The 25,057-nt window shown below is 58.9% G+C and carries 14 protein-coding genes; 5 read left to right on the plus strand and 9 right to left on the minus strand.

What is annotated here, in order from left to right:
- Positions 1-96: 96 nt before the first annotated feature.
- Positions 97-489 (minus strand): cupredoxin domain-containing protein, encoded by a 393-nt coding sequence (locus OZX75_RS05090; protein WP_277145600.1) that lies wholly within the window; start codon positions 487-489, stop codon positions 97-99.
- A 299-nt stretch (positions 490-788) separates the two neighbouring features.
- On the opposite strand from OZX75_RS05090, the gene OZX75_RS05095 reads away from it, so the two are divergent.
- The gene (locus tag OZX75_RS05095; RefSeq protein ID WP_277147423.1) at positions 789-1,040 is read left to right on the plus strand and encodes a metal-sensitive transcriptional regulator; all 252 of its coding nucleotides are present in this window, start codon (positions 789-791) and stop codon (positions 1,038-1,040) included.
- 91 nt (positions 1,041-1,131) lie between these two features.
- Here OZX75_RS05095 and OZX75_RS05100 read toward each other — a convergent pair whose 3' ends face one another.
- Positions 1,132-3,225, minus strand: a complete 2,094-nt coding sequence (locus OZX75_RS05100; RefSeq protein ID WP_525930227.1) for an ABC transporter ATP-binding protein — start codon at positions 3,223-3,225, stop codon at positions 1,132-1,134.
- Positions 3,209-5,041 carry an ABC transporter ATP-binding protein gene (locus OZX75_RS05105; protein WP_525930228.1) on the minus strand — a complete coding sequence of 611 codons (1,833 nt, stop codon included), beginning with the start codon at positions 5,039-5,041 and terminating at the stop codon, positions 3,209-3,211. Before OZX75_RS05105 ends, OZX75_RS05100 begins: the two co-directional genes overlap by 17 nt.
- Positions 5,042-5,467: 426 nt before the next feature.
- On the opposite strand from OZX75_RS05105, the gene OZX75_RS05110 reads away from it, so the two are divergent.
- Positions 5,468-6,736, plus strand: a complete 1,269-nt coding sequence (locus tag OZX75_RS05110; protein WP_277145601.1) for an MFS transporter — start codon at positions 5,468-5,470, stop codon at positions 6,734-6,736.
- 171 nt (positions 6,737-6,907) lie between these two features.
- Positions 6,908-7,510, plus strand: a complete 603-nt coding sequence (locus tag OZX75_RS05115; RefSeq protein WP_277145602.1) for a TetR/AcrR family transcriptional regulator — start codon at positions 6,908-6,910, stop codon at positions 7,508-7,510.
- A gap of 12 nt (positions 7,511-7,522) precedes the next feature.
- On the opposite strand, the gene OZX75_RS05120 is transcribed toward OZX75_RS05115, so the two are convergent.
- The 3 genes from OZX75_RS05120 to OZX75_RS05130 all read right to left on the minus strand — a co-directional run bounded on the left by OZX75_RS05120 (position 7,523) and on the right by OZX75_RS05130 (position 12,929).
- The gene (locus OZX75_RS05120; protein WP_277145603.1) at positions 7,523-8,797 is read right to left on the minus strand and encodes a glutamate-cysteine ligase family protein; all 1,275 of its coding nucleotides are present in this window, start codon (positions 8,795-8,797) and stop codon (positions 7,523-7,525) included.
- A gap of 266 nt (positions 8,798-9,063) precedes the next feature.
- On the minus strand, positions 9,064-11,409 hold the full coding sequence (locus tag OZX75_RS05125; RefSeq protein ID WP_277145604.1) for a glycoside hydrolase family 3 N-terminal domain-containing protein: 2,346 nt from the start codon (positions 11,407-11,409) through the stop codon (positions 9,064-9,066).
- A gap of 182 nt (positions 11,410-11,591) precedes the next feature.
- Entirely contained in the window at positions 11,592-12,929 is a 1,338-nt protein-coding gene (locus OZX75_RS05130) for an MFS transporter (protein ID WP_277145605.1), read from the minus strand.
- A gap of 214 nt (positions 12,930-13,143) precedes the next feature.
- Between OZX75_RS05130 and OZX75_RS05135 the strand changes: the two genes are divergently transcribed.
- Positions 13,144-15,471, plus strand: a complete 2,328-nt coding sequence (locus OZX75_RS05135) for an alpha-L-rhamnosidase-related protein (RefSeq protein WP_277145606.1) — start codon at positions 13,144-13,146, stop codon at positions 15,469-15,471.
- Between the two features lie 24 nt (positions 15,472-15,495).
- On the opposite strand, the gene OZX75_RS05140 is transcribed toward OZX75_RS05135, so the two are convergent.
- Together OZX75_RS05140 and OZX75_RS05145 are read right to left on the minus strand one after the other, a co-directional pair.
- The gene (locus OZX75_RS05140) at positions 15,496-16,131 is read right to left on the minus strand and encodes a TetR/AcrR family transcriptional regulator (RefSeq protein WP_277145607.1); all 636 of its coding nucleotides are present in this window, start codon (positions 16,129-16,131) and stop codon (positions 15,496-15,498) included.
- A gap of 70 nt (positions 16,132-16,201) precedes the next feature.
- Positions 16,202-18,415 carry a beta-galactosidase gene (locus OZX75_RS05145; RefSeq protein ID WP_277145608.1) on the minus strand — a complete coding sequence of 738 codons (2,214 nt, stop codon included), beginning with the start codon at positions 18,413-18,415 and terminating at the stop codon, positions 16,202-16,204.
- 201 nt (positions 18,416-18,616) lie between these two features.
- On the opposite strand from OZX75_RS05145, the gene OZX75_RS05150 reads away from it, so the two are divergent.
- Positions 18,617-19,744 (plus strand): oxidoreductase, encoded by a 1,128-nt coding sequence (locus OZX75_RS05150; RefSeq protein ID WP_277145609.1) that lies wholly within the window; start codon positions 18,617-18,619, stop codon positions 19,742-19,744.
- A gap of 228 nt (positions 19,745-19,972) precedes the next feature.
- Here OZX75_RS05150 and OZX75_RS05155 read toward each other — a convergent pair whose 3' ends face one another.
- Entirely contained in the window at positions 19,973-25,057 is a 5,085-nt protein-coding gene (locus tag OZX75_RS05155; RefSeq protein ID WP_277145610.1) for an acyl-CoA dehydratase activase-related protein, read from the minus strand.

A 25,057-nucleotide genomic window follows, 5' to 3' on the forward strand; every position in this document is an offset into this window, starting at 1 on the left:
GACAACGGCAATTCCTCAATCTCGTTCAACACGTTGCGTCAATCCGTCCGCAAGGGCAACAACCGTCACCACGGCCGAACCCAATCGATCAAACGTTCAGCCGTTGCCTTTCGCGCCTTTCGGCAGCACATGCACCATGCCGTGCAGCATATTCATCCCGCAGGCGTAGGGCAGGTCTCCGGGCTTGCTCGGCGTGAACTCGACGTCGGTGGTCTTGAACGCCGGCAGGGTCTGGTCGATGCCCAGGTCGCTGAAGACGACATGCGACGAGCACTCACCGTCCTCCTGCCGATCGAATTGCAAGCGCACCGGAGTTCCGGCCTCGACGTCGACGACAGCCGGGGTATACCCGCCTTTCACCACGATATGCGCGGTCTGTACCGCCCCCTCGCGGCTGGCCTGCGCGGCCTTGCGCGGCGCAAAGAAGTACCAGACGATGGCCACGCTCACCACAAGCGCCGCCAGAACCACCGCAACATTGATAAACATACGACCCCCCCTCACCATCCGCCGCCCGCACCGTCTTGCGAGAGTGCTGGCAGCTTCGCTGTAACTGAAATTAACCATACCCCCTAGGGGTATACTGTGTCAATAGATTCAGCTCAGCATCGCAACGAATGCCACACATCACCAGCATGTGCCAATCGAAAGGAAGAAAGACGATGACGCAATCCTCGCAAAACGACAAAAGCGACCGTAACGCATCCACGGATGGCACAAAGGCCGTCGCGCGCGAAAACACCTACGAGCACTGCGCCCACGTCGGCTACGTCCAGGACAAGAAGAAACTGGTCACCCGGCTGCGTCGCATCGAAGGGCAGGTGCGGGCGATCACCGCGATGGTGGAGAACGACACCTACTGCATTGACGTGCTCACCCAGATCGCCGCCGCCAACAGCGCCCTCAAGTCGGTGGCGCTGCTCCTGCTCGAAGACCATCTCGACAGCTGCGTCGCCACGGCCGCGGCCAAGGGCGGCCCGGTGGCCGACGAAAAGATGGACGAGGCCGTCGCCGCCATCAAACGCCTGGTGAAATCATAAGCCCAAGGAACCCGAAGACAACGAAACCCTACCGCGGCTTGACCGTCCGGCAGGGTTTCGTTTATTGATGGAATTCTTCGCTTTGCCAGCTTTACTCCAACTCGAGCTTGCCGGTGTAGAGCTGGTAGTACTCGCCGTGCTGGGCGATGAGCTCGTCGTGCGTGCCGCGCTCGATGATGCGGCCGTGGTCGAGCACCATGATGATGTCGGAGTTGCGCACGGTGGAGAGGCGGTGGGCGATGACGAAGACGGTGCGCCCGGCCATCAGGTTGTCCATGCCCTGCTCGACGACCTCCTCGGTACGGGTGTCGATGGAGCTGGTCGCCTCGTCGAGGATCATGGCCGGCGGATCGGCCACGGCGGCGCGCGCGATGGAAATCAGCTGGCGCTGGCCTTGCGAAAGGCCGCTGCCGTCGCCCTCAAGCACCGTGTTGTAACCTTGCGGCAGCATGCGGATGAAGCCGTCGGCGTTGGTGCGCTTGGCCGCGGCGATGCATTCCTCGTCGGTGGCGTCGAGCTTGCCGTAGCGGATGTTGTCGAGTACCGTGCCGGTGAAGAGGTTGACGTCCTGCAGCACGATTCCCAGCGAGCGGCGCAGGTCGTCCTTCTTGATGTTCTTCACATCGATGCCGTCGTAGAGGATCTGGCCTTCCTGGATGTCGTAGAACCGGTTGATGAGGTTGGTGATGGTGGTCTTGCCCGCACCGGTGGCGCCGACCAGGGCCATCTTCTGGCCGGGCTTGGCGAACCAGGTGATGTCATGCAGCACGGTCTTGTCGGGGTTGTAGCCGAAGGAGACGTTGGTGAAGCGCACGTCGCCGCGCAGCAGCGTCAGGCGGCCGTCGGGCGAGGTGACCGCCTTCTCGTGAGCCTTCATCGCAACCTCGCGGGCCGAGCCCTTGAGCTTTTTGGCGGCCTCGAGCGAACGTGTGCCGTCGTCGCTGGCCTCGCGCTTCCAAGCCCAGTGGCCGGTCTCGTGATCGGTTTCCGTCATCGTGCGGCCGTCCTCGCCGAGCTCGACACTCACCAGACGCACGGTGCCGTCGTCGGATTCGGCGGGTTCGTCGATGAGGTTGAAGATGCGGGCAGCACCGGCCAAGGCCATCATGATCATGTTGATCTGCGAGGAGATCTGGCTGATCGGGTTGATCAGAGCCTTGGAAAGGGTGAGGAACGAGACGATCGCGCCGAGGGTCAGCGTGCCGGTGCCGCTGATGCCGAAGTTGAACCAGCCGTTGATGCCGGCGATACCGCCGACGATGGCCAGCAGCACGTAGAGCACGTTGCCCATGTTGCCGATGACCGGCATGGTGATGTTCGCGTATATGTTGGCCTGGGCGGAGGCGTGGAAGAGCTCGTCGTTCTTCTTATCGAACCGGGCCTGCGTGGCGTCCTCGTGATTGAAGACCTTGACGACCTTCTGACCGTTCACCGACTCCTCGACGAAGGCGTTGACGTCGCCGATCGTCTCCTGCTGGCGCACGAAGTAGCGGCCGGAACGGCTGACGATGACACGCACCAGCAGCAGCATCAGCGCCACGAAGACGACGGTGAAGATGGTGAAGGGCACGGAGAGCCAGAGCATCGCGAACAGGGCGACGACCACCGACGAGCCGGAGATCAGCAGCTGCGGCAGCGACTGGGAGACCATCTGGCGCAACGTGTCGGTGTCGTTGGTGTAGCGGCTCATCATGTCGCCGTGCTCATGGGTGTCGAAGTAGCGGATCGGCAGCTTCTGCTGGTGGTCGAACATCTGGTCGCGCACGGTCTTCAGCACACCCTGTTCGATGTCGACGACCATGTAGTTCCACATGAACGAGCAGAGCATGCCCACCGCGTAGATGGCGCCGACCACGACGGTCATCTCGATCAACGGCCGCCAGTCCGGGGTCTGCGCGTGGATAAACGGCATGATGCAATTGTCGATCAGCGGCTGCAGCACGAAGGAGGGCAGCGACTGGGTCACTGCACATACCAGGATGCCGATGATGACCACGATGCAGCGCCAGCGATAATGGAAAATGTAGCCCATCAGACGCTTGGCGGTGCCCTTCGGCGCCTTTTTCATCGGCGGAACGGCGGGTTTGGACTTCTTCATGGCCTTGCCGGCCTTCTTCGATTGCTTGTTCACGCTATCTTTCACGTCTTTGGTAGTAGTCAGGTTCTGCTCACTCATCGTCGTCATCCCCCTTGCCCTGGTTCTTCGTCTGGGATTCATAGATCGACCGGTACTCGCCGCAGGTCTTCAACAACTGCTCATGCGTGCCGTGGTCGAGGATGCGCCCCTCGTCCAGCACGACGATCTCGTCGGATTCCTGCACACTGGCGAGGCGCTGGGCGATGATGATCTTGGTGGTGTCGGGAATCTCGGTGGCGAAGGCGTTGCGGATCAGCTTGTCGGTCTTGGTGTCCACGGCGCTGGTCGAGTCGTCCAGAATCAGGATCTTCGGCTTCTTCAACAGGGCTCGGGCGATGCACAGGCGCTGTCGCTGGCCGCCGGAGACGTTGGAGCCGCCCTCCTCGATATAGGTGTCGTAGCCCTTCGGGAATTCTCGGATGAACCCGTCGGCCTGTGCGAGCTTGCAGACGCGCACCACGTCCTCGTCGCTGGCATCGGGGTTGCCCCAGCGGATGTTCTCGGCGATGGAGCCGGTAAAGAGCACGTTCTTCTGCAGCACCATGGCCACCGCGTCGCGCAGGGCGACGAGGTCGTAGTCGCGCACGTCGTGGCCGCCCACGGAAAGCGAGCCGGAGCTGACGTCGTAAAGCCGCGGAATGAGCTGCACCAGGCTGGACTTGGACGAGCCCGTGCCGCCTACGATGCCGATGGTCTTGCCGGAAGCGATGTCGAGATTGATATCGTCGAGCACCGGTTTCTCGGAGCCTTCGGAGTAGCGGAAGGTTACGTCCTTGAACGAGACGGAACCGTCCGGCACTTCGGTGATCGGATGGCTATTGTCACGCACGGTGCTCACTTCGTTCAAGACCTGGCAGATACGCTCGGCGTCGGCGCGGGAGATGACGACCATGACGATGATCATGGAGACCATATTGAGCGCCATCAGGATCTGCATGGCGTAGGTGACCAGCGCGGTGAGGTCGCCGGTCGTGAGGCCCAACGCCGGGTTGTTGTGCGAACCGACGATCTGCTTGGTGCCCATCCACGAGATGATGAGCATGGCGCCGTAGATGCAGGTGTTCAGAATCGGCCAGTTGAAGGCGATGACGTGCTCGGCGCGGCAGAAGTAGTCGTAGATGCGCTTAGAGACGGCGCCGAACTTGTGGCTTTCGTGCTCCTCGCGGTTGTAGGACTTCACCACGCGGATGCCCTGCAGATTCTCGTCGACGATGTTGTTCAGGTGGTCGTAGGTGTGGAACACCTTCTCGAAAATCGGGTGGACGGAGAGCGAGAGCGCCGTGAGGCCCACGCCCAGGATCGGGATGATGATCAGGAAGACCATCGAGATCGAGTGGCTGATCCTGAAGGAGAAGATCCAGGCGACGATAACCATCATCGGCGCGCGCACGGCCACGCGGATAATCATCTGGAAGGCGAACTGGACGTTGGTGACGTCGGTGGTGAGCCTGGTGATGATCGAGCCGGTCGAGAAGCGGTCGATGTTGGTGAAGCTGAAGGACTGCACCTTCTCAAACAAATCGTGGCGCAGGTTCTTGGCGAAACCGGAGGAGGCGATGGCGGCGTAACGCCCGGACATGAACCCGGCGAACAGCGAGACGATCGCGCAGCCCAGAAGGATGATGCCGAACTTCCAGATCGCCGGCATCGACCCGCCGGAGACGCCTTGGTCGATCAGCTGCGCCATGACGGTGGGGATGAGGATCTCGAGGATGCTCTCGACCATCACGAAAGCCGGTGTCAGCCATGTTTCGCGCTTGTATTCTCGCAGGCTGTGCAGCAACGTGCGAATCAGATGCTTGGGATGCTCCCGGTCCGTTGCCGTCACCTGCATATTTTGGGGAGCATCAAGTGCCTTGCTCATCCAACCCTCTTTTCACATACCTAACTCGTATTGGCGCAACCGTCGCTTCTCCCCCATGACTCTCGTCCCGCTTCGCACCAGAACACGCCTAAATCCGTAGCACGCATCCGGTCGAAAACGAGGGACTACCGAAGCCGACAGACTATATAACGCTATTACGAACCGGCTACAATACAACCTGCCGCAACCCGCGCGGAACAAGCCGAAATTCGCCATTCTTCGACGTTCTATCCGTTTGCCGTTTTTAAGCTTGCAGAATATTCACGAAACACTGAAATACCTGCTTTTATTGATTTTTCAATTAAACGGGACGAGCGATTTCGGACGATTACCGTATTTATTGTTTTTTATACATAATTACTCTGATATAATACTTACCGACCGGACGGTAACCATGTTGTTGCCGCGGAATCAAGGAGGACATGCATGGATGCAGAAATATATGTGACGCCACCGAATCTCGCGCCCGATACCCAAAAACCGCTGGAGCACAAATTCCGCTTCGCCCTTGGTTTCCTGGTCGTCTCGCTGATGTGGGGCATTCCTTTCAGCATGGGCTCAGGCGTGTTGCTGCCGCAGGTCTTCTCGGGCATCAAAGGCATTTCCGCAGAAGGCGCACTCGGCACCATGAACGCCGTCAGCTCAATTTTCGCACTTGTCTCAAACATCGTTTTCGGGACTTTCTCCGACGTCTCCAAATTCAAAATCGGCAAGCGCACCCCCTGGATCGTCGCCGGCGGTGTCATCGGTGCCGCGGGTTACTTCCTGACCGCACACTCCACTTCGCTGCTGTGGATGGTCATCGGCTGGTGCATCGTACAGGTCGGCATCAACTGCCTCATCGCCCCGGCCGTCGCCGTACTCTCCGACCGTATTCCCGAGGACGTGCGCGGCACCTTCTCGGCGCTCTACGGTGCCGGTCAGATCGCCGGCATCCAGCTGGGCAACTTCGTCGGCAGCTTCTTTTTGACCAAGCTCAACACCGGTCTGACCATCGGCACCTGCATCTTCCTGTTCTCCGGTCTGCTCACCGTCATCATCTGGCCACGCGAGAAGTCCGCGGAGAACAACACCAAGGCGACAACCGCTCTCGACATCCTCAAGTCGTTCATTCCGCCGACCAAGAACTGCCGCGACTTCTATCTCGCCCTCTTCGGCCGCCTCACCTTCATCATCGGCACGTTCATGATCTCGGGCTACCAGCTGCTCATCCTTGAGCGCTACATCCATCTGAGCATCAAGGATGCCGGCACCGCCATGCAGGTCATGTCAATCATCACGCTGGTCGCCACCATCCTCGCCTCGATGGTCTCCGGCCCGCTTTCCGACTATCTGCATCGCCGCAAGTTCATCGTCGCCATCGCCTGCGTCATCATCGCCTTGGGCATGCTCGTGGCCTGGATCATCCCCACCACCACGGGTATCTACATTTACGCGACGCTCGCCGGTCTCGGCAACGGCTGCTACATGTCCGTCGATCAGGCGCTGAACGTCGATGTGTTGCCCAATCCGCAGGAAGCCGGCAAGGATCTCGGCATCCTGAACCTCGCCAACACCATCGGCCAGGCCCTCGCCCCCGCCTTCACCACCCTGTTCATCGGACTTACCGGCGGCTACAGGGCGGTCTTCCCCGTCGCCATCGTCTTCCTGCTCGTCGGCACCATTTTCATCATGATGATCCGCCGGGTCAAGTAAGACTTCCGACATGCCCGCGATGCCGTGTCCGATGTTTTATAGGGCACGGCATCGCTGTATAGCAGAAGCAACTATCATTGAAGAGCAAAGAATATACGACAGCGAGCCGCATTCGGTCTAGCTCGTAAGGAATAATAAAAGATTGTCGTATATAAAAGAGGCCTTTGAATCATGCTGCATCTCACCCACGCCAAAAAACGTGACAACGGCACCGATAGCCGCACCGCGATCCTCAACGCCGCCGTCGTCTCGTTCGGTCAACGCGGGTATTACGGGACTTCGCTGCAGAAAATCGCCAATACCGTGGGCATGACCAAGGCCGGGGTGCTCCATCACGTCGGCAGCAAAGAGGGGCTGCTCAATATCGTCCTCGACGAGATATACGACCCAGGCACCGAAGCCATCATGGATCATTTCAGGATGACCGACAGGCCGAATGTGGCACGCATGTGGCGCGAGGTCGTGGCCATCAACGCCAAACGGCCCGAGCAGGTCCACATGTTCTCCACGCTGGACGCGGAAGCCATCGATGCGAAGCATCCGGCACACGAATACTTCAGAAAACGCGATCAGAACCTGCTTGAGGAAATGCTGCGGATTCCTTGGTACGTACCCGTTGGCACGAATATCGAGCACTTGCTGCAGGCCGGTTTCAGCATGATGGACGGCATCCAGCTGCGGTGGCTGCGCGCCCCGGAACGTGACCTGAACGAGATGTGGGCCGAGTGCGAGGCCGAACTGATGCCGATGCCGATGTGGGAGGGGTATCGGTAAGTAAAGCGAGGTTTACCTCTGAAACACCTCGGGATGAACCGGGTCGCCGGGAATGTCGGCTCGGGTATCTTCAAGCCCAAGTGCATCCTGCCATTCATCCATGGCCAAGCCGAACGGCCGGGCCTCCATGCCGCGAGCCTGCAAATCGGCTTTCGCTTCTTCGACATCCACAACGGAAAGCCCTTCAACGAACGACTTCCAGCGCGCAAAATTCACATCGTCGTAAAAAATGCGGCCCACAGTCTGCGTCAGCAGTTCCGCACGCTCGATGGGCAGCGAATCCCAATGCCGCAGCTCGATGACCTTTTTCAGGCGGACATCGTTGAAATGCGTGGATAGGATGTGGCCGACCTCGTAGGCATTGAGCTCACGGTCGGGGTAGATATCGGCGGCGTTGCGCCTGAAGGCGACGAATTCCTGCTCGTCCTCGCTCAAGCCCGCAGCCTCCGGCGTGTGCGTGAGGTCGGCGAACATCAGCGGGGTGGCCAAAACGTCGCGGGCGTAATCCTCCCAGCCGAAACGCGGGTCGAAAAGCCCGGGCGTGATGCCGGTGCGCTGCGGGTCGGCCTTGTCCCAGATGCGCTGGCGCAGCAGTGGGAAGGGATTCGGGGCGCCTTCGAAATACGGCGAGTTGCGGAAGAACATGGAGATGATGGGTCCCAACGCGGTGCCGACGCGCATTTTGGCGATGGCGTCCGCCTCGTCGCTGTAGTCGATGCTCACCTGGGTGGAGGCCGAGCAGCGCATCATACAGGGCCCGTATGAGCCGACATGGCCCAGATACTCGTTCATCGCCGCGTACCGGCGTTTGGGATTGATGGTGATGTCGGCAAAGCTGGTAACCGGCTGGTAGCCGTAATTGATCAGCCGAAAGCCGAGGTCGTCGAGGATGGGATTGATTTCGCGGCGGAATCTTGCGTAGACATCGAGCAGTTCCTGCGGGGTATGTAATACACCAATTGAGGTCTCGAACTGACCGCCCGGCTCCAGCGACAGGCTGATACCCGGCCGCGCAAGGCCGAGCAGATGGCCGTCTTCGACGAATTCCTTGTCAGGGTCATAGTAAGGACGAAGGCGTTCCAGAAGTGTTTCGATGCCGTCGGTTTCGGCGTAACCGACCGCCCGGTCGCTGCCAGCACGCACGGGAAGATGCTCGATCTCGACACCGTAGCCGTCGTCGCGCTCCGGCTTGGCACCGGAAGCGAAGAAACGCAGCAGACTGGCCACATGCTTGCTGTTGACTTTGGCGCCAAGATGGGCGTAGCTCACCCGTGGAGTAGTGTTCATACCTTTTATCGTATGCGCTCGCGGCGAGTTTATCGAGCGATTACGCGGGTTGCGCAGTGATTTTGCGCGACGAAGGACATATATGCGGTTTGGAAACCACAGAATATCGTTGGGCGACATCATCGATACCAAACGCCTGCTCTCACCAGGTGAAACCCAATCCTACGCACCGTTTCCGGCCCATATCCCCGATACAACAGCAATGTGCGCGAACCCGTCAGCCATCGCAACGGATTCGCGCACATTTCAGAAACCGACCAGCGCGATCACTCGACCGTGAACGTCGTGCGCTTCAGGTCGCGGCGACGGGAGGAATGGCCGACCAGCAGCTCGAACTCGCCGGGCTCGACGATGCGGTTGGCGTCCGCGTCGACGATGGAGCACGCGGAGACGGGGATGTCGAGCGTTACGGTCTTGCTCTCCCCCGGCTTCAGCTCGACCCTGCCAAACGTCTTCAGCTCGCGGTCCGTCCAGCTCACCGACGTGACCAGGTCGCCGACATAGGCCTGCACCACTTCGGTGCCCGCGTTGCTGCCGGTGTTGGTCACCTCGATCGAGACATGCAGGGTCTCGTCGGCGCCGAACGGCGTTTCCCCGCCCTCGATCTGCGGCTCGCCGTAGGAGAAGGTGGTGTAGCTCAGGCCCTCGCCGAACGCGAACGCCGGATCCTGCGTCAGATCGGCGTAACGCCACGCGTGCTGGCCGCGAATCTGGTTGTAATAGACGGGAAGCTGGCCGGCGTGACGCGGGAAAGTGATCGGCAGACGGCCGCTCGGGGCGGTGACGCCCATCAGAATCTCGGCGATGGCGCGGCCGCCCTCCATACCCGGGCTCGGCGCCCAGAGCAACGCATCGGCGTTCAGGGCGCTTTGCGGCAGCACTTGCGGCTTCGAGCTCAGCAGCACGACGACGAACGGCTTATCGTCGGCCTTGGCGACTTCGGCGAGCGCATCCAACAGCGCGACCTGACCGCCCTGAAGCTCCAGGGTCGCCGAGGACCGGCCCTCGCCGATCAGCGGGATGGTGTCACCGACCACGGCGATAACGGCATCCGACTGGCGGGCGTTCTCCACGGCCTCATCAAGCAAACGCTGGTCAAGCGGCGCCGGGAACGCCACCTTCGGACGCGGCTGCCCATCGGGGAACACCGGACCGTTCGGATCATCCTTGAGCACCACCACGTTGGCACCTTTGGTGTACGTGACTTCAAAATCATCATCCTTGCCGAGCGCCTTAAGACCGTCGACCACCGTCGTGATCATCTCGCGCGGCTGCCCCTCCGGCATCCAGGAGACCTGGCCGGAATTGCCGGCCCAGTCGCCCAGTTGCGTCTGGGCATCGTCGGCGAGCGGGCCTGCGACGGCGAGGCGATGAATGGACTTCGCATCAAGCGGCAGCACAGGCTTGTCCGCCTGCGAGTCGTCGGCGCCATCGGCGCCATCCGCGTTCCAGGCTCGCGAACCGTTGCGCAGCAGCACCACCGACTCACGCGTGAGCTCGAGATTGGTCCGGCGGTGTGCCTCGTTGCCGATGACCGCGTCGATACGCTTCTGGTCGGGCAGCCGCGGGTCCTCGAACAGCCCCAAGCGGAACTTCACGGCGAGAATCCTCGAAACGGCCTCGTCGATATCGCTTTCCTTGAGCAGGCCGGACTTGACGGCCTCGATCGCGCCTTCGTAGAACTGCGGCGTGGTCATCACCAGATCGTTGCCCGCCTTGACCGCATCGGCCGCGGCGTGCACGAAATCAGGCTTGACCTTCTGTTCCCAGACCGAACGGCCGACGTTGTCCCAATCGGTGACCAGCATGCCCTTGTAGCCCCAGTCGCCACGAAGCTTGTCGCTCAAGAGCCAGTGGTTGAAGGTCACCGGCACGCCCTCGATGGACTCGTAGCCGAGCATGAACGTGCCGACGCCCTCACGTGCCACGCGTTCGAAGGGCGGCAGGAACCACGAGGCGAGCTTGCGGTGCGAAAGGTCGGCCTCGCTGGCGTCACGTCCGCCTTGCGTTTCGGAATAGCCCGCGAAATGCTTGGCGCAGGCCAGGATCGCGTCTTTTGCCAGCGGCTCGCCCGCCTTGGCGCCGCCCTGATAGCCGCGCACCATGGCACTGGCGAACTCGCCGATCAGCGTCGGATCCTCGCCGAAGGTCTCGCCCACGCGGCCCCAACGGGTGTCACGCGAGATGCAGAGCACCGGCGAGAAGGTCCAGTGCACGCCGGTCGCCGAGACCTCCTCGGCGGTGGCCCGCGCCATCTTCTCGACCTTCGCCGGATCCCAGGAAGAGGCCATGCCGAGCTCTTCGGGATAGATCGTCGCACCCTCCCAGAACGAATAGCCGTGGATGCAATCGTCGCCGATGACCAGCGGGATGCCGAGCCTGGTCTTCTTGCGCACCATATCGACGGCCTTGGGCAGATCGGACGGCCGGGTGTGCAGGATCGAGCCGACATGGCGTTCGACGATCAGGTGCTTCAGGTCGCCGCCCCTGGCGTCGAGCTGCATCATCTGCCCGACCTTCTCCTCCAGCGTCATACGCCCCAACAGGTCAGCGATACGTTCGCCGTCGCTTAGGTTCGGGTTTTGGTACGGTAACCTTTTATCTTCCGTCATAAATCTCCATAAAACGATGTGATCAACAGATACGTCTACGTAATTCCAACTTACTCATAGCGCTTGATGGCAATAAACCAAAAATCTTTCTTGTCAAACCTTGCCAAACAGACAATTATCTGGTTCATTCGCAGAATTCTTGTTTTCTACGAATGAACCAGATAATGTAACTCTGTAGCGGTTTAGCGTACGCTCTTGATGGACAGGATAAATACCGAGCCAAGAATTGCCATGCAAATCGAAACCGCGAAGGCGACCGGATAGCCGCCGGTGACCATGACTATCGTAGACGTCAGCACAGGGCCAATCATCTGGCCCAATGTTGTGGCAAGATTCAAGATACCGAGATCCTTGCCAGCGGTCTCTTTATCTGAAAGAACGTCAACGTTCAGCGCCTGATCAACCGACGAATACACGCCATAGCCCAAACCCGCTATTCCTGCGTACAGGTACATGCCCATCGTCGTCGGCATCACCCACGGCATCGCCACGCCAATGGCGAACAACACGGATGCAATGACCACAGGAACCTTACGACGGCCCAGGAAATCCGACAACGGACCGGAAACCGCAGGACCGGCCAACGAGACAACCATGGAGATGATAGACATCACCGACATCGTCTCCGCAGCCTTGGTATTGCTCTGCCCGACGTGATCGGTAATGATATACAGCTGATAAGCCGCAATCATCTGATAGCCCATCAGCATGCAAAGACGACCTGCAAAGGCCTTGTAGAAATCATGATTGGTCTTAAACCTTGGAGGAGTAAAGGAAACCAAAATGTCTTTGAGCCCGCCGGAAGTCTTGGGGAGGAAGTCCGCAGACTTCTCTCGCGGCACCAAGACCAGCAAGAGCAAGCCGCTGACAAGCATGAAGGCGCCGGCAGAGATCGAAGAAGCCGTTTGATTATTCATGAGCTTTGTCGCCAGCAGAGTACCCAAAGGCGCTCCCACAGTCGACCCGGCTCCGTAAAAAGCACTCATCGTTCCACGGATACCCGATGGCACTCGATCGGAAATCATGGCGACCACAGGAGCAATCATCATGTTGAGACCAGCCATCGCCAAACCGAAGCACAGCACCATCAGGAAAGCATTTGGCGCCATGCCAGTAAGGAACATAAAAATACCGCCGATAAGAGAACCGATCACAATCCAAGGCGTACGACGTCCGAAATGAGATCGAGTCCGATCGGAGAAATTACCGAATATCAGATTCGAAAGCAGCGAAAACACGGAGGATACCGTGCCGTTGATGGCGATGACCGCTTCCGGGTTCGGAACCATCTGCTTCAGACGCAGCGGGATGATAAAGGCCGATACAGAATTGATGCCGATCATCCACAAAATACCAAAGCCAAGGAATGCCGCCCCATAACGAGCTATGGTCACCGCGCCAAACGGCTTTCCTGTTTCCGGAGACAGCGTCGGATCCTTGTCAGCCGCAGCGATGGCTGCATTGTACTGCTCTAGTCGTGGTGAAGCCGAAGCCACAGTGCTCATGTCTTCCTGGTCCATAGGACCCCTTTCTCTAACATCTTCCTCGATAGAAGAAAGGAAAAATAATATTTATCTTTCCAAACAAAGATAGTATCATAAAATAATCGAACTGCAAACTGTCAACCAATAATAACGAACTCATATCAATGATTATTCAATAACAATAAAGTATGCTATATTTATCTTGTCTTTACAAGATACCATTTATCGATATTTCAGCAAAGGAGCATCGATGGAAAACAACCAAACCCCCAGCACGACCGCTCAAAGCCATTGGATATGGCCTGTCGCGCCAAACGGACAGCCTGATACGGCAGCGGCGAAACAACGGGCCGTTTTCGCCAACTTCCGGAAAATACTTCACATCAATACCATTCCGGAACACTTCCAGGTAAGAGTCTGCGCTGACGCCCGTTACAAACTATTCGTCAACGGAACGTTCATTCAGGCCGGTCCCGCCAAAACAGATTCGAGTAGACGATGCTACGACCTTTGCGACATCGCCGGGGCACTGCATAAAGAGGACAACGTCATCGCAGCTACAGTGCTTCATTACCCATCCGATGCCCCTGGCAACAACAGCGTCGTCTCGACCACATGCCCCGGGTTCTGGCTGGAATCCATGGATTGCGACACTGTCACAGGCAATCCCACTCTGGCAACCGACGCTTCTTGGCAATCGCGTATCGACACCAATCGAAGAATCGTCAGCGAAAATCCATTCTTTGCTCCATTACAGATTATGGAGGATTATGCGCCTTCCGTCACCGACAACCACTGGATGACGTCGAACAGTTCCTCTTTCATGGATTGGTCAAACTCATACGAATATACCGCCGCGCAGCTGCCTTCCATCCTGCGTCCCGATAATCTTCAACCCCGAGCTATCCCGTTCATGCGGGACACTTCACGCTCCTTCCGTTCAGGTCCGTCGCTTCCGGTCACGCTCGAACCCGGAACCGTCAAGGAATTTGTCGTAGACGCCGGCGAACTCATGACCGGATATCTCACATTGGCTCTAACCGGCGGAGCAGGCAGTCGCATCGACATCCTCCAATCAGAGGGCTACGTCAAATACGCTCCCGAACATCCTTCAGCATTCGAAGACCAGCCAGTGAAAGGAGACAGGACCGACAGCGAACACGGGGTTCTTGCCGGCTACACAGACACGTATCACCCCACGGGCCGGGGCACCACAAGCGAACCCGAAATCTACGAGCCCTTCTGGCTGCGCACGTTCCGCTTCGTCCGCCTGAAGGTCACTGCCGGGAAAAAGCCCGTGACCATTGTGCGGTTTGACTATCGTCAGACGGAATACCCTCTTGACGCCACGACAACGGTCAACATTCAAGACAAGACGCTGAACAACATCTGGGATATGTCATTGCGCACACTGCGGCGCTGTATGCACGAAACCTACGAGGACTGCCCGTTTTACGAGCAATTGCAATACATTATGGATTCTCGTACTGAAATTCTCTACACGTATGCAGTCTCCGCCGACGATCGGCTGGCCAGACAAGCCATCGAGGCGTTCTCGAACGCCAAACAAGCCGAGGGACTGCTCAATGCCAGCTGGCCGAATAACACGAGAAACGTCATTCCCGGGTATTCCCTTTATTTCGTGGGCATACTCTACGACCACATGATGTACTTTGACGACACGGAACTTCTGAAGAAGCATATGCCCCTTGTGGACGACATTCTCGGTTACTTCCATGACCACTTGACCAAAGACGGCATTGTAGGTAAAGTCGGCGGCATAGACGCCCCGGATCCTTGTTGGTCGTTCATCGACTGGACACCGGAGTGGAACAAGACAAGAGGCGTTCCTACGGCGATCCTCGATGGTCCGTTGACCATGGAAAGCCTGCTCTATATCATGGCGCTGCAATATGCATCGAAGATATACAAGCATCTTGGCGATCAAGGCAAGGCGGAGACGTGTGCCAGAGAAGCAAGCGACATACAAAAGGCCGTCAATCTCCTCTGCCGCGATGCCCATGGAATGTATACAGATGGACCCTCCTGCTCCGACATCAGTCAGCATTGCCAGGTATTCGCCGCATTGACGCATACCAGCGATATCGAGCAATCCCGGAAAAACGTCATGACGACACTTGAGGACCCGAAACACTATGCGCAATGTTCGATCGCGATGGCATATTATCTCTTCCGGGCTTTGGAGGAACTTGACCTTTACGACGAAACATCAACATTATGGACTCCGTGGCAGAAGATGCTCAGCAACCATATGACGACCTGCGCGGAAGACGACCTCAAACAGCGCAGCGACTGCCATGCCTGGGGTGCGTTGGCCCTCTACGAATTACCGTCAGCAATACTGGGCGTCAAACCAAGTTCACCGGGGTATCGAAGCGCGAGGATTTCCCCCCATGCGGCCGGGCTCGAAAAAGCCTCCGGCTCAGTCGCCACCCCGCACGGTCCCATACAAGTATCTTGGAAGAAGGACAACGGACAGGGGCAGTCAGACATGTCGATTTCCTTCAACGCACCCAGCGACATTGAGGTTGAAGTCATCAAGCCGCATAAACAATAGATTGCCGTCGATTATGGTATTTGCTCATAACGATCGATAACCATCCCAGATCGGGGAGGGAAACAGCAAGGACTCGATATCAAGCCATTCGGTCAGCATATCGATCGGAGGTTTACGCAGCCACCGCAGTTGTATACCGTCCAAAAACTCCATACATCTGCGCACAGAAGGCCGCATGTTGTTCCACTCCCCTATCTCGGGCGGTATCTTCCATATGAATTCCGAATAGTGCTCCCAAATCTGCTGTGGCCGATTCGTGAAAAGCTTATGCAGAGGATGATTGGGATTGGCCGCTTCGGTCGACAGAACATTGTAGAGCTGCACAAGGGATTTACGCTGGGCATTATATCCGACCAAATAACGCATATATGCCGGGAACAGCAAGTTATTGCTATCGCTTCCCGGCAATCCCGACTGTATGAATTCTTCAGGAGTGCCCGCATTGTCGTATATTTGCGTGATAACAGAAGAAAGCAGACTTTCCTTATTCTTCACATAATGCATCAAGCCGGGCTGACTCATACCTATCGCATCGGCGATATCAGTCAGCGTAAAGCCGTTGTATCCCCGTTCACTCATCAACCGCGTAGTTGCATCGATAATTTCTTTTCTACGTTGTTCCGGAGATTTACGTATCCGCTTCCCCTTTGAGTTAGCCATAATTGCCAGTATAACTTACCACATCAAACAAACCATCGAATCGACCGGCACCGATCCCATCGGCCGGATATCAGCGTGCCCCCTTTTGGACGACGGCAACGGCCAGATTCCAAGGCCCAATCGTCAACTCGTCTCCGGCTTCAATGCAAGTTCCGGACGCCGGACCGGACGCGTGATCCACAATCGCCGATCCGTTGGAAGCGACCTTGATGCCTCCTACGACCACCTTGCCTGATATTGGCGAGGCGAAGGACACCGGATCAGGTGAATAGTTCAGAAAATAAACGATGCGTTCACCGTTCTGATTAAACCCGACACGCACTGTTACCTGCCCGGCCAAGCTGACGCCCAACGACCTGACGCCTGCAGCATTGGCAGCATCGCGAACCACAGCACGCATTGCGTCAGCATCAAGAACAGTACCGACCCACTGCGCCCAGCCGAAGCCAAAGACATGGCGGGTGATCGCAGCGTAGACTCCCCAAGCCGGATGGTCATAAGCAGCCAAAACCTGCGTGCCGTTGCCATTCGGTTTCAGCAGCTCAATCAACGCCTTGGCCTTGGTTTCCGGTTGCGTCACTCTTTTCGTCTCGGTCTCAGCTTCGGCTTGGCTTCGAGCCTTTGGTACGGCAAGAGCAGCTCCGTAGTCTTTTGCCGCAGGCACGACACCGACATCATTCGGCCGCGTGAACTGGTTGTAGCTCATGCCAAACACGTCGGTCAGCCCATGCGGAGCCCGGTCGTGCCAGACCGTCACATCATCGTCGGCGACAAACGAACGCAGCGAGGAGAGCAGGTGGCCGCCAGCTTTGACGTAGGCGCGCAACGTATCGACAGTACTTTGCGGAGCGCAATACAGCGCCGGCGTCAACACGAGTCTATATTGGTTCAGAGTCGCAACATCGACGTCTGCTGGCACGAAATCGGTTTCTATATTCAACTCGAACAACGCATCGTAATACATTCGAACGATGTCGTTATAACGCAGCCCGCCGTCAGTCGGGAATCCGGTTTCCAGCGTGAACCAGTCAAGTGCGCCCAGCGCCTCGTTGGACACCATGATGGCAACCTGGTTGCGCTTGCGCAAATGCTTTAAGCAACTCTGCACCTCAGGCCGGGCGATTTCCTGCCCAAAAACACCGGCTTCCTCATACGTCGGATTTGGCTCAAAGTCGTGGCTCAACAGACCCTTCCAGTAAGTCTCGAAAGAATTGTGGATAGAATGCCAATGCCAGTACATCACGCTGTCCGCACCGCTGGCCAGGTGGCTGTAGGCCTGCAAACGAAGCTGACCGGGATAGGGCAACCAACCATGCTGGCCTTGCGCCTCGGTTTCGAGCACAAGATAGTTCTGTCCGCCTTTGACCGAACGGGCCATATCGCCACCGAACGCGATCTGCTTGCCGGTAAGCTCGTCCTCGCTGGGATGGTAGATATCGACACCCACGATATCCAACGCCTTGGCCGCCTCGAAATGGCTGACCGCCGGTTGCACGCCGAAGGAATAGCCGCGCCATTCATAATCGAAATTATGGGTGACGAACTGGTCGCCCCTGGCGTATTCGCGTACGATACCGGCCTGCCAAGCCAGGTACTGCGCTACTTGCGAACGCCTGAACCTGTCGAATTGCGCGCGCAACGACTCGTTGATGGCTCCGGTTACGTCGGGAAAATCCTCCCAAGCATTGATGCGGTTCGACCAATAGTCAAGTCCGAACGCGGCATTGAGCACATCCAGATCGTCATGGAACCGCTCGCGAAGATATTTGACAAACAACATCTGCATATCGGGCGAGACGCAGTCATAGTATTTCGTCTCGTTATCGACCTGATAGCCGATGACCGCGGGATTCTGGGCGACATGAGCGATCAGTCTTCTGATGACACGTTCGGCATAGTACCGGTACGAAGGATTGACGATATCCATAATCTGCCGGGCGCCATATTTGCCGGGACCCTCCGGGGTCACCGCAAGCACGTCGGGATGCATGCGCACCAGCCACGTCGGCACGGCGTAGGTCGGCGTGCCGATAATCACAGAAATGCCATGCCGCTCAGCCGTGTCGAGTACACGGTCGATATGGGAGAAATCGAAGACACCCGGTTGAGGCTCGCACGTGCTCCACGTCGATTCGGCGATGCGGATGGTATCGATGCCGATATGCCGCATCATCTCCATATCCTTGTCAACCCGGTCAAGCCCACGCGGCACATACTCGTCGTAATACGCCGCACCGAAAAGAATCCTGTCCGGCAACTTTGCCAATCGATCTGTTCCGTTCATATCTGCCTACGCAATCTTCTGTACTGTCGTCCTTGACTTTCAAGTCGACTCCGACCTCACTACCGGTGATATCCATCATGCATCACCATGGCTACGAAACTATACCATCGTGTTTCGTCCCGTGCCGTCGAGTCAACGTCGAAATCAATCCGCCATGCTTAGAATGGGAATATCGAAATCGGTGAGATAAAGGAGCAGAACATGACCACAGACCATCGCAGCACGCTGTTTTCACCATTGACCATTCCCACGCCGGACGGGACGGGGCTCGCGCTGCGCAACCGCACCATCCTCTCCCCCATGTGCCAATATGCCGTCGAGAAGATGGACGGGGTCGCCACCGACTGGCACCTGCAGCATTACGGGTCCATCGCCGCCGGCGGGTTCGGGCTGCTCACCATCGAGTCGACCGGGGTTGATCCGGTCGGCCGAATTTCACCGCGAGACCTCGGCATATACAGCGACGAACAGGAGGCCGCTCACCGGCACCTGGTCTCCTTCATCCACTCGCAAGGCGCGGCTGCAGCCGTACAGCTCAACCACGCGGGTGGCCGCGCCTCAGGCAAGCCTTGGCTTCCCGGCATGCACGGCGGTTCGGCACCGATCGAGGACGGTGGATGGCAGACGGTGGGGATGACCGACCAATCCATCGCCAAAGGCTATCGTCCGACGACGAAACTGGACAAAGCCGGCATCGAACAGATCGTCTCGGATTTTGCCGCGGCCGCACGCCGCGCCGACGCCGCCGGCTACGACGTCATTCAGATCCATGCCGCACACGGCTATCTGCTTCATCAGTCGCTTTCTCCGCTGACCAACACCCGCGACGACAAATACGGCGGCACCGAGGAGAACCGATTCCGGCTCACGCGCGAGGTCGTGGACGCGGTACGCGAGGTGTGGCCGAAAACCAAGCCGCTCGGCATCCGCATCTCCGCCACCGACTGGGTCGAAGGCGGGCTTGATGTGGAGGCCACGTCGCGTCTGATGCGCGATCTGGTCAAAAACCACGGCATCACCTGGGTCGATGTGTCCTCCGGCGGGCTGGTCAACACACCACTGCAGCCTTCCGGCCCCGGATTCCATGCGGTGTTGGGAGCACAGATCAAGCGCGCCTTGGCCGACACCGACGCGGTCGTCAGCGTGGTCGGCGGCATTTGTAGCCCGGAACAGGCCGAGACGATGCTGCGCACCCGCCAGGTCGATGCCGTCTCGATCGGACGCGCCGCGATGCGCAACCCGCACTGGCCCGCGATGGCCGCCGCGCGTCTGGGCGTGCCGCGCGAAGCCATCCCCGCCGCTGCGCAATACTGGCGTGCCGAATGGTGAGACTTGGCGGCTGAGCAGTAAAACTCAGTGCGCCGAGTGGGGCTACTGATTTGGGTATTGAGCCCTCGTGCTCTTTCATTTCATCTATCGCATCTTTTATGGACCGATGGCATAAACCGGTATCATGGCCTCTCGGCCAACAACGGAAGCCGGGCGATACCCGCCAACAGGTATCGCCCGGCTTTCAGATTGTTGATACGGCTTCAATCAACGACTATCGACGACCGTTCAGTCCGCCTTGGCCAGCTTCTGATCGGCCTTCTTTGCGGCGGCGATCATCAGCTTGATACGGTTGAGCTGGTTGGCGGCCGAGGCGCCGGGGTCGTAGTCGATGGAGACGATGTTGGCCTCGGGATGCAGACGCCGGATCTTGCCGAACATGCCGCGTCCGGTGACGTGGTTGGGCAGGCAGGCGAACGGCTGGGCACACACGACGTTCGGGCAGCCGGACTTGATGAGTTCCAGGATCTCGGCGGTCAACAGCCAGCCTTCGCCGGCCTGCACACCGATCGAGGTGACCGTGGAGGCCATCTTCACCAGCTCCGGCATCGGGGTGTCCTGGCTGAACTTGCCGTGCGCAAGGTCGATGGCCCGGCGCACCGGGTTCAGGATCCGGTCGAGTCCCCAACGCATCAGCGCATAGAGCTTCTTGTTGCCGCCCATGCCGGTGTTCTTCTCGTTCCAGTCGGTGATGTAGGGACGGGTGGTCATGAATTCCATGATGCCGGGCACCACGGCCTCGCAACCCTGTTCCTCGATCTGGTCGACCAGATGGTTGTTGGCGTCGGGATGGTACTTCACGAGAATCTCGCCGACCACGCCGACGCGCGGTTTGCGTGGGATGTTGCGCAGCGGCAGGGCGTCGAAACTCTTGACGATCTCGTTCAACAGCGTCTGGTAGGGCAGATAACCCTTGCCGATCTTTCGCTTGGCGGTCGCCGAATGGCCGTGATGCTCGATGGTCTCGCGCACGATCTTGTCCCACATCTCATAGAGCTTGTTGGCGCTGCCCTTGACCTTCTCATACGGCCGCACGCGGTAATGGCACTTCATCAAGAGGTCTCCGATGACCAACGCCTTGACCGCACGCCACAACAGCGTCGGGGTCGCCGTGAAACCGGGGTTGTCCTCGATGCCCTGAGTGGAGAGCGCGATGACCGGCACCTGCGGGTAGCCGGCGTCGACCAGCGCCTTGCGGATCAGGCCATAATAGTTCGTGGCACGGCACATACCGCCGGTCTGCGTGATGGCCAAGCAGACCTTGTCGGGGTCGTACTTGCCCTTGATGATCGAGTCGACCAGCTGCCCCACGACCATGATGGCCGGGTAGCACGCGTCGTTGTTGACATATTTGAGGCCGGTCTCCACGTCCTGCTGGTCGGCCATCTTCAAGACGTCGAACTTGTAGCCGCCGGAACGGATCACGGCCTCGACCAGGCTCATGTGCACCGGGCTCATCTGCGGGGCGACGATGGTGTAGTCGCGGCGCATGGTCTTCTCGAAACGCACCTTGTGGGCGTAGGCGGAAATCGTGCCCTTGCTGCGTTTCTTGTCTTTGCCGTCAGTGGACTTGCCTGCGTTCGAAGCGACGTTTGTCCGCTCAGTTTTCGCGCTGCCTGCGGCGGCACCCTTGCCATTGGCCCGGCGAGAGGCCTCTTTCATCGACTCGGTGAGCTTCGGGTTCGCCTTCATGACGCTGTCGAGCAAGACCTGACGGCCCGGGGTCGGAGCCTTGGAACCGGTTTTGCGGAACTCGCCCTGATGAGCGGCTGGGGCTTCCGCGTTATCGGAATCATCAGAAGAATCAGTGGAATCGACAACTGCAGACGCAGCAACGTTCTGCTTGGCGGTTTCAGCCTTGTTTTCCGCTGCATCGACGGCAGCTTGGGCTGCAGCCAATTGCGCTTTGGCTTCTTCGAGCTTGCTCTCGGCATCCTTCAATTCGGCTTCGCGCTTGGCGGCGGCTTCTTCGCGAGCCTTCGCTTCGGCAGCCTGCTTGGCCATTTCGTCGGCACCGCTTTCGGCGCGCTCTTCTGCAGCAACCTGCTTGGATTCCGCCACGACTCTCTGATTGTCGGCATCGCCAGCAGGCTTTGCTTCAATCTCAGCCTTGGCCGCGGCACGCGCGAGCTTGGCCTTGTTGGCCTCGCGTTCCTCGATGGCCGCTTTGAGCGAGCGCAGACGAATCTTCGCCGCACCGAGGTTGCTGACCTCGTCAATCTTCAGCAGCGTGTAGACATCAGCCTTGTCGGCCAAGATCTCGCTGACCTGATCGGTGGTGATGGCGTCGATGCCGCAACCGAAGGAGTTGAGCTGCACCAGTTCGAGCCCCGGGTAGGAGGCGACGAAATTCGCCGCCGCATACAGCCTGGAATGATAGGCCCACTGGTTGGCCACACGCAACGGCATGTTGATGACCTTGCGATCGCCCACCTCGCGGAACCCGCCTTCGTCCTTGGCTCGCGGGTCCTTCTCGCCTTCGCTCAAAAACTCGCTTAAGTGCAGGTTCTGGCCCGGCTGCAACTCGCAGATGGAGTCCTCGGAGAGCACCACCATTCCCAGCGAGCAGATGGTCTCAGGAATACCGTGGTTGATTTCCGGGTCGATGTGATAGGGACGGCCGGCCAGCACGATGCCGCGGCAGTCGTGTTCCTTCATATAGGCGAGCGCGCGCAGGCCTTCCTGCTGCACGTCGTGCTTGAAGATCTTGTCTTCGGCGTACGCGGCCTTGACGGCCTTCTCGGCCTCTTCGCGGGTGACGTTGGTCCACGCGAATTCCTCGACGATGCGATCGACCATCAACTCATGGTCGGCGAGGTTGAAGTAGGGGCGCATGTAGCGGATGCCGGGTTCGCGCAGCTCGGCCATGTTCGCCTCGATGACGACCGGGTAGTTGGCGACGATCGGGCAGTTGTAATGGTTGTCGGTGTCGCCTTCGACCAGGTTCTCCTCGTAGGAGACGCACGGGTAGAAGATGGTCTTGACCCCGCGGTCCAGCAGCCACTTGATGTGCCCGTGCACCATCTTGGCCGGGTAGCAGATGTTCTCCGAGGCGATGGATTCGATGCCGGATTGGAAGAGCTCGTGGCTCGATCGGCCGGAAAGCCGGACCTTGAAGCCGAGGTTGGTCAAGAGGGTGAACCAGAACGGGTAGTTCTCGTACATGTTCAGCGCGCGCGGGATGCCGATCTCGCCGCGGTAGGCCTTCTTGTCGGTGAGCCTGCGGTAGGCGAAGACGCGCTTGTACTTGTAATCGTAAAGATTCGGCCGGTCGCTGCGTTCTGCCTTGGCGTCGGCGCCGCGCTCACAGCGGTTGCCGGTGACGTAACGGGAACCGTCCTGGAAAGTGGTGATGGTGAGCTTGCAACGGTTCTGGCAGCGCTTGCACACGTCACGTTCGGAGGTCATCGACAGATGGTCGAGCTCATCGCCCTCGACGATGGCGGATTTGGTATGTTCCGCGCTCTCATCGAGTTCGTGGGCATCCTCATAATGCATACGGGCGGTCAGAGCCGCGCCGAAGGCACCCATCAGGCCGGCGATGTTCGGCCTGGTCACCTTTTTGCCGGTCAGCAGTTCGAAGGCGCGAAGCACGGCGTCGTTCAGGAACGTACCGCCCTGCACCTCGATCGTGTCGCCGAGCTGGCCTGAATCGCGCAGCTTGATGACCTTGTAGAGCGCGTTGCGCACCACGGAATAGCACAGACCCGCCGCGATGTTCTCGACAGTGGCGCCTTCCTTCTGCGCCTGCTTGACCGATGAGTTCATGAACACGGTGCAGCGCGAACCCAAGTCGACCGGATGGTCGCTTCTCAGCGCAGCATGGGTGAATTCCTCAATGGTCAGGCCCATGGAATAGGCGAAGGTCTGCAGGAACGAACCGCAGCCGGACGAGCAGGCCTCGTTGACGGAAATCGAGTCGATGACGCCGTCGGCGATGGCGAGGTACTTCATGTCCTGACCGCCGATGTCGATGACGGCGGTGACACCGGGACTCACCATTTCGGCGCCGCGATAGTGCGCCATGGTCTCCACCACACCCTCGTCCAGGTGCAGGCCGGTGGTGATCAGTCCTTCCCCGTAACCGGTGGCGCAGCTGCGTGCGATCCACGCCTCGGCCGGCAATTCGTTCTCGATCTTGCGCACGATTTCGACGGCCGCATCGAGCGGGCTTCCGTCGTTGGTGCCGTAGGACGACCATACGATCTCGCGGTCGTCGTTGATCAGCGTCGCCTTGATGGTGGTCGAGCCGGCGTCGATACCAAGGAAATGCGGGCCCTTTGCGCCTTCAAGCGTGCCGACCTTGATCTGCTCCTTATGGTGGCGCTCGTTGAATTCGCGCCGGTCCTCTTCGGTCGGGAAGAGCGGCGGCATCGTGGCGGTGTCGACCGGCTTGTTCTTCAAGGCCTCAAGGTCGTCGATGATCTCCTGGCAGCTGCGAGGCTCAAAGTGCTGGCCGACATCGAGCTCGTTGTCGTCGCCGCACATGAGCGCGGAACCATAGGCCACATAAAGGTGGGCGTTCTCGGGAACGATGAACCTGTCGACCTTACCTTCAAGCGCGCGTGCGAAGGCCTCGCGAAGCTCGGAAAGGAAGAACAACGGCCCGCCGAGGAAGACCACGTTGCCGTGAATCGGACGGCCGGAAGCGAGGCCGGCGATGGTCTGCGTGGCCACTGCGGTGAAGATGGAGGCGGCGAGGTCGGGCTTGTCGGCACCGTCATTGATCAGCGGCTGCAGGTCGGATTTGGCGAAGACGCCGCAGCGCGAGGCGATCGGGTAGAGAATCTTGTAATTCTTGGCCATGTCGTTCAAGCCGCTGGCATCCGTATCCAGCAGGGTGGCCATCTGGTCGATGAACGCGCCCGTGCCGCCCGCGCAGGAACCGTTCATGCGCTGCTCCGGTGTCGGCTTGAGATAAGTGATCTTTGCGTCTTCGCCGCCGAGTTCGATGATGACGTCGGCTTCGGGGTAGACCTGGTCGATGGCCTTGGTTTCGGCAATGACCTCCTGGACGAACGGCACGTTCATATCGTCGGCCAGGCCCAGGCCACCGGAACCGGTGATGGCCAGGTTGATCGGCTGGCAGCCCCGCCCGTCCTCTTCAAGCTGTTTCTTGACGTCACGCAGCAACCCGGCCACCGTGGCGCGCACATTGGCGTTATGACGCCGATAATCGGCGAAGAGCACGTCCTTCAGGTCGCTGCTTTTGTCCAGCACAACGGCCTTGACCGTAGTTGAACCGATATCGAGCCCGACCCGCAGGGGCGTAACCTCATGCTCCGTTGTCTTGGTTTCCATCACGTCAGCCAT

This window comes from Bifidobacterium sp. ESL0800, assembly GCF_029395355.1.
GTDB lineage: Bacteria > Actinomycetota > Actinomycetes > Actinomycetales > Bifidobacteriaceae > Bifidobacterium.

What these genes read in the sequence shown, in the direction of transcription:
- OZX75_RS05090 (WP_277145600.1), bottom strand. Translation starts at nt 489, where the DNA reads ATGTTTATCAATGTTGCGGTGGTTCTGGCGGCGCTTGTGGTGAGCGTG.
- OZX75_RS05100 (WP_525930227.1), bottom strand. Translation starts at nt 3,225, where the DNA reads ATGACGACGATGAGTGAGCAGAACCTGACTACTACCAAAGACGTGAAA.
- OZX75_RS05105 (WP_525930228.1), bottom strand. Translation starts at nt 5,041, where the DNA reads ATGAGCAAGGCACTTGATGCTCCCCAAAATATGCAGGTGACGGCAACG.
- OZX75_RS05110 (WP_277145601.1), top strand. Translation starts at nt 5,468, where the DNA reads ATGGATGCAGAAATATATGTGACGCCACCGAATCTCGCGCCCGATACC.
- OZX75_RS05115 (WP_277145602.1), top strand. Translation starts at nt 6,908, where the DNA reads ATGCTGCATCTCACCCACGCCAAAAAACGTGACAACGGCACCGATAGC.
- OZX75_RS05120 (WP_277145603.1), bottom strand. Translation starts at nt 8,797, where the DNA reads ATGAACACTACTCCACGGGTGAGCTACGCCCATCTTGGCGCCAAAGTC.
- OZX75_RS05125 (WP_277145604.1), bottom strand. Translation starts at nt 11,409, where the DNA reads ATGACGGAAGATAAAAGGTTACCGTACCAAAACCCGAACCTAAGCGAC.
- OZX75_RS05130 (WP_277145605.1), bottom strand. Translation starts at nt 12,929, where the DNA reads ATGGACCAGGAAGACATGAGCACTGTGGCTTCGGCTTCACCACGACTA.
- OZX75_RS05135 (WP_277145606.1), top strand. Translation starts at nt 13,144, where the DNA reads ATGGAAAACAACCAAACCCCCAGCACGACCGCTCAAAGCCATTGGATA.
- OZX75_RS05140 (WP_277145607.1), bottom strand. Translation starts at nt 16,131, where the DNA reads ATGGCTAACTCAAAGGGGAAGCGGATACGTAAATCTCCGGAACAACGT.
- OZX75_RS05145 (WP_277145608.1), bottom strand. Translation starts at nt 18,415, where the DNA reads ATGAACGGAACAGATCGATTGGCAAAGTTGCCGGACAGGATTCTTTTC.
- OZX75_RS05150 (WP_277145609.1), top strand. Translation starts at nt 18,617, where the DNA reads ATGACCACAGACCATCGCAGCACGCTGTTTTCACCATTGACCATTCCC.
- OZX75_RS05155 (WP_277145610.1), bottom strand. Translation starts at nt 25,057, where the DNA reads ATGGCTGACGTGATGGAAACCAAGACAACGGAGCATGAGGTTACGCCC.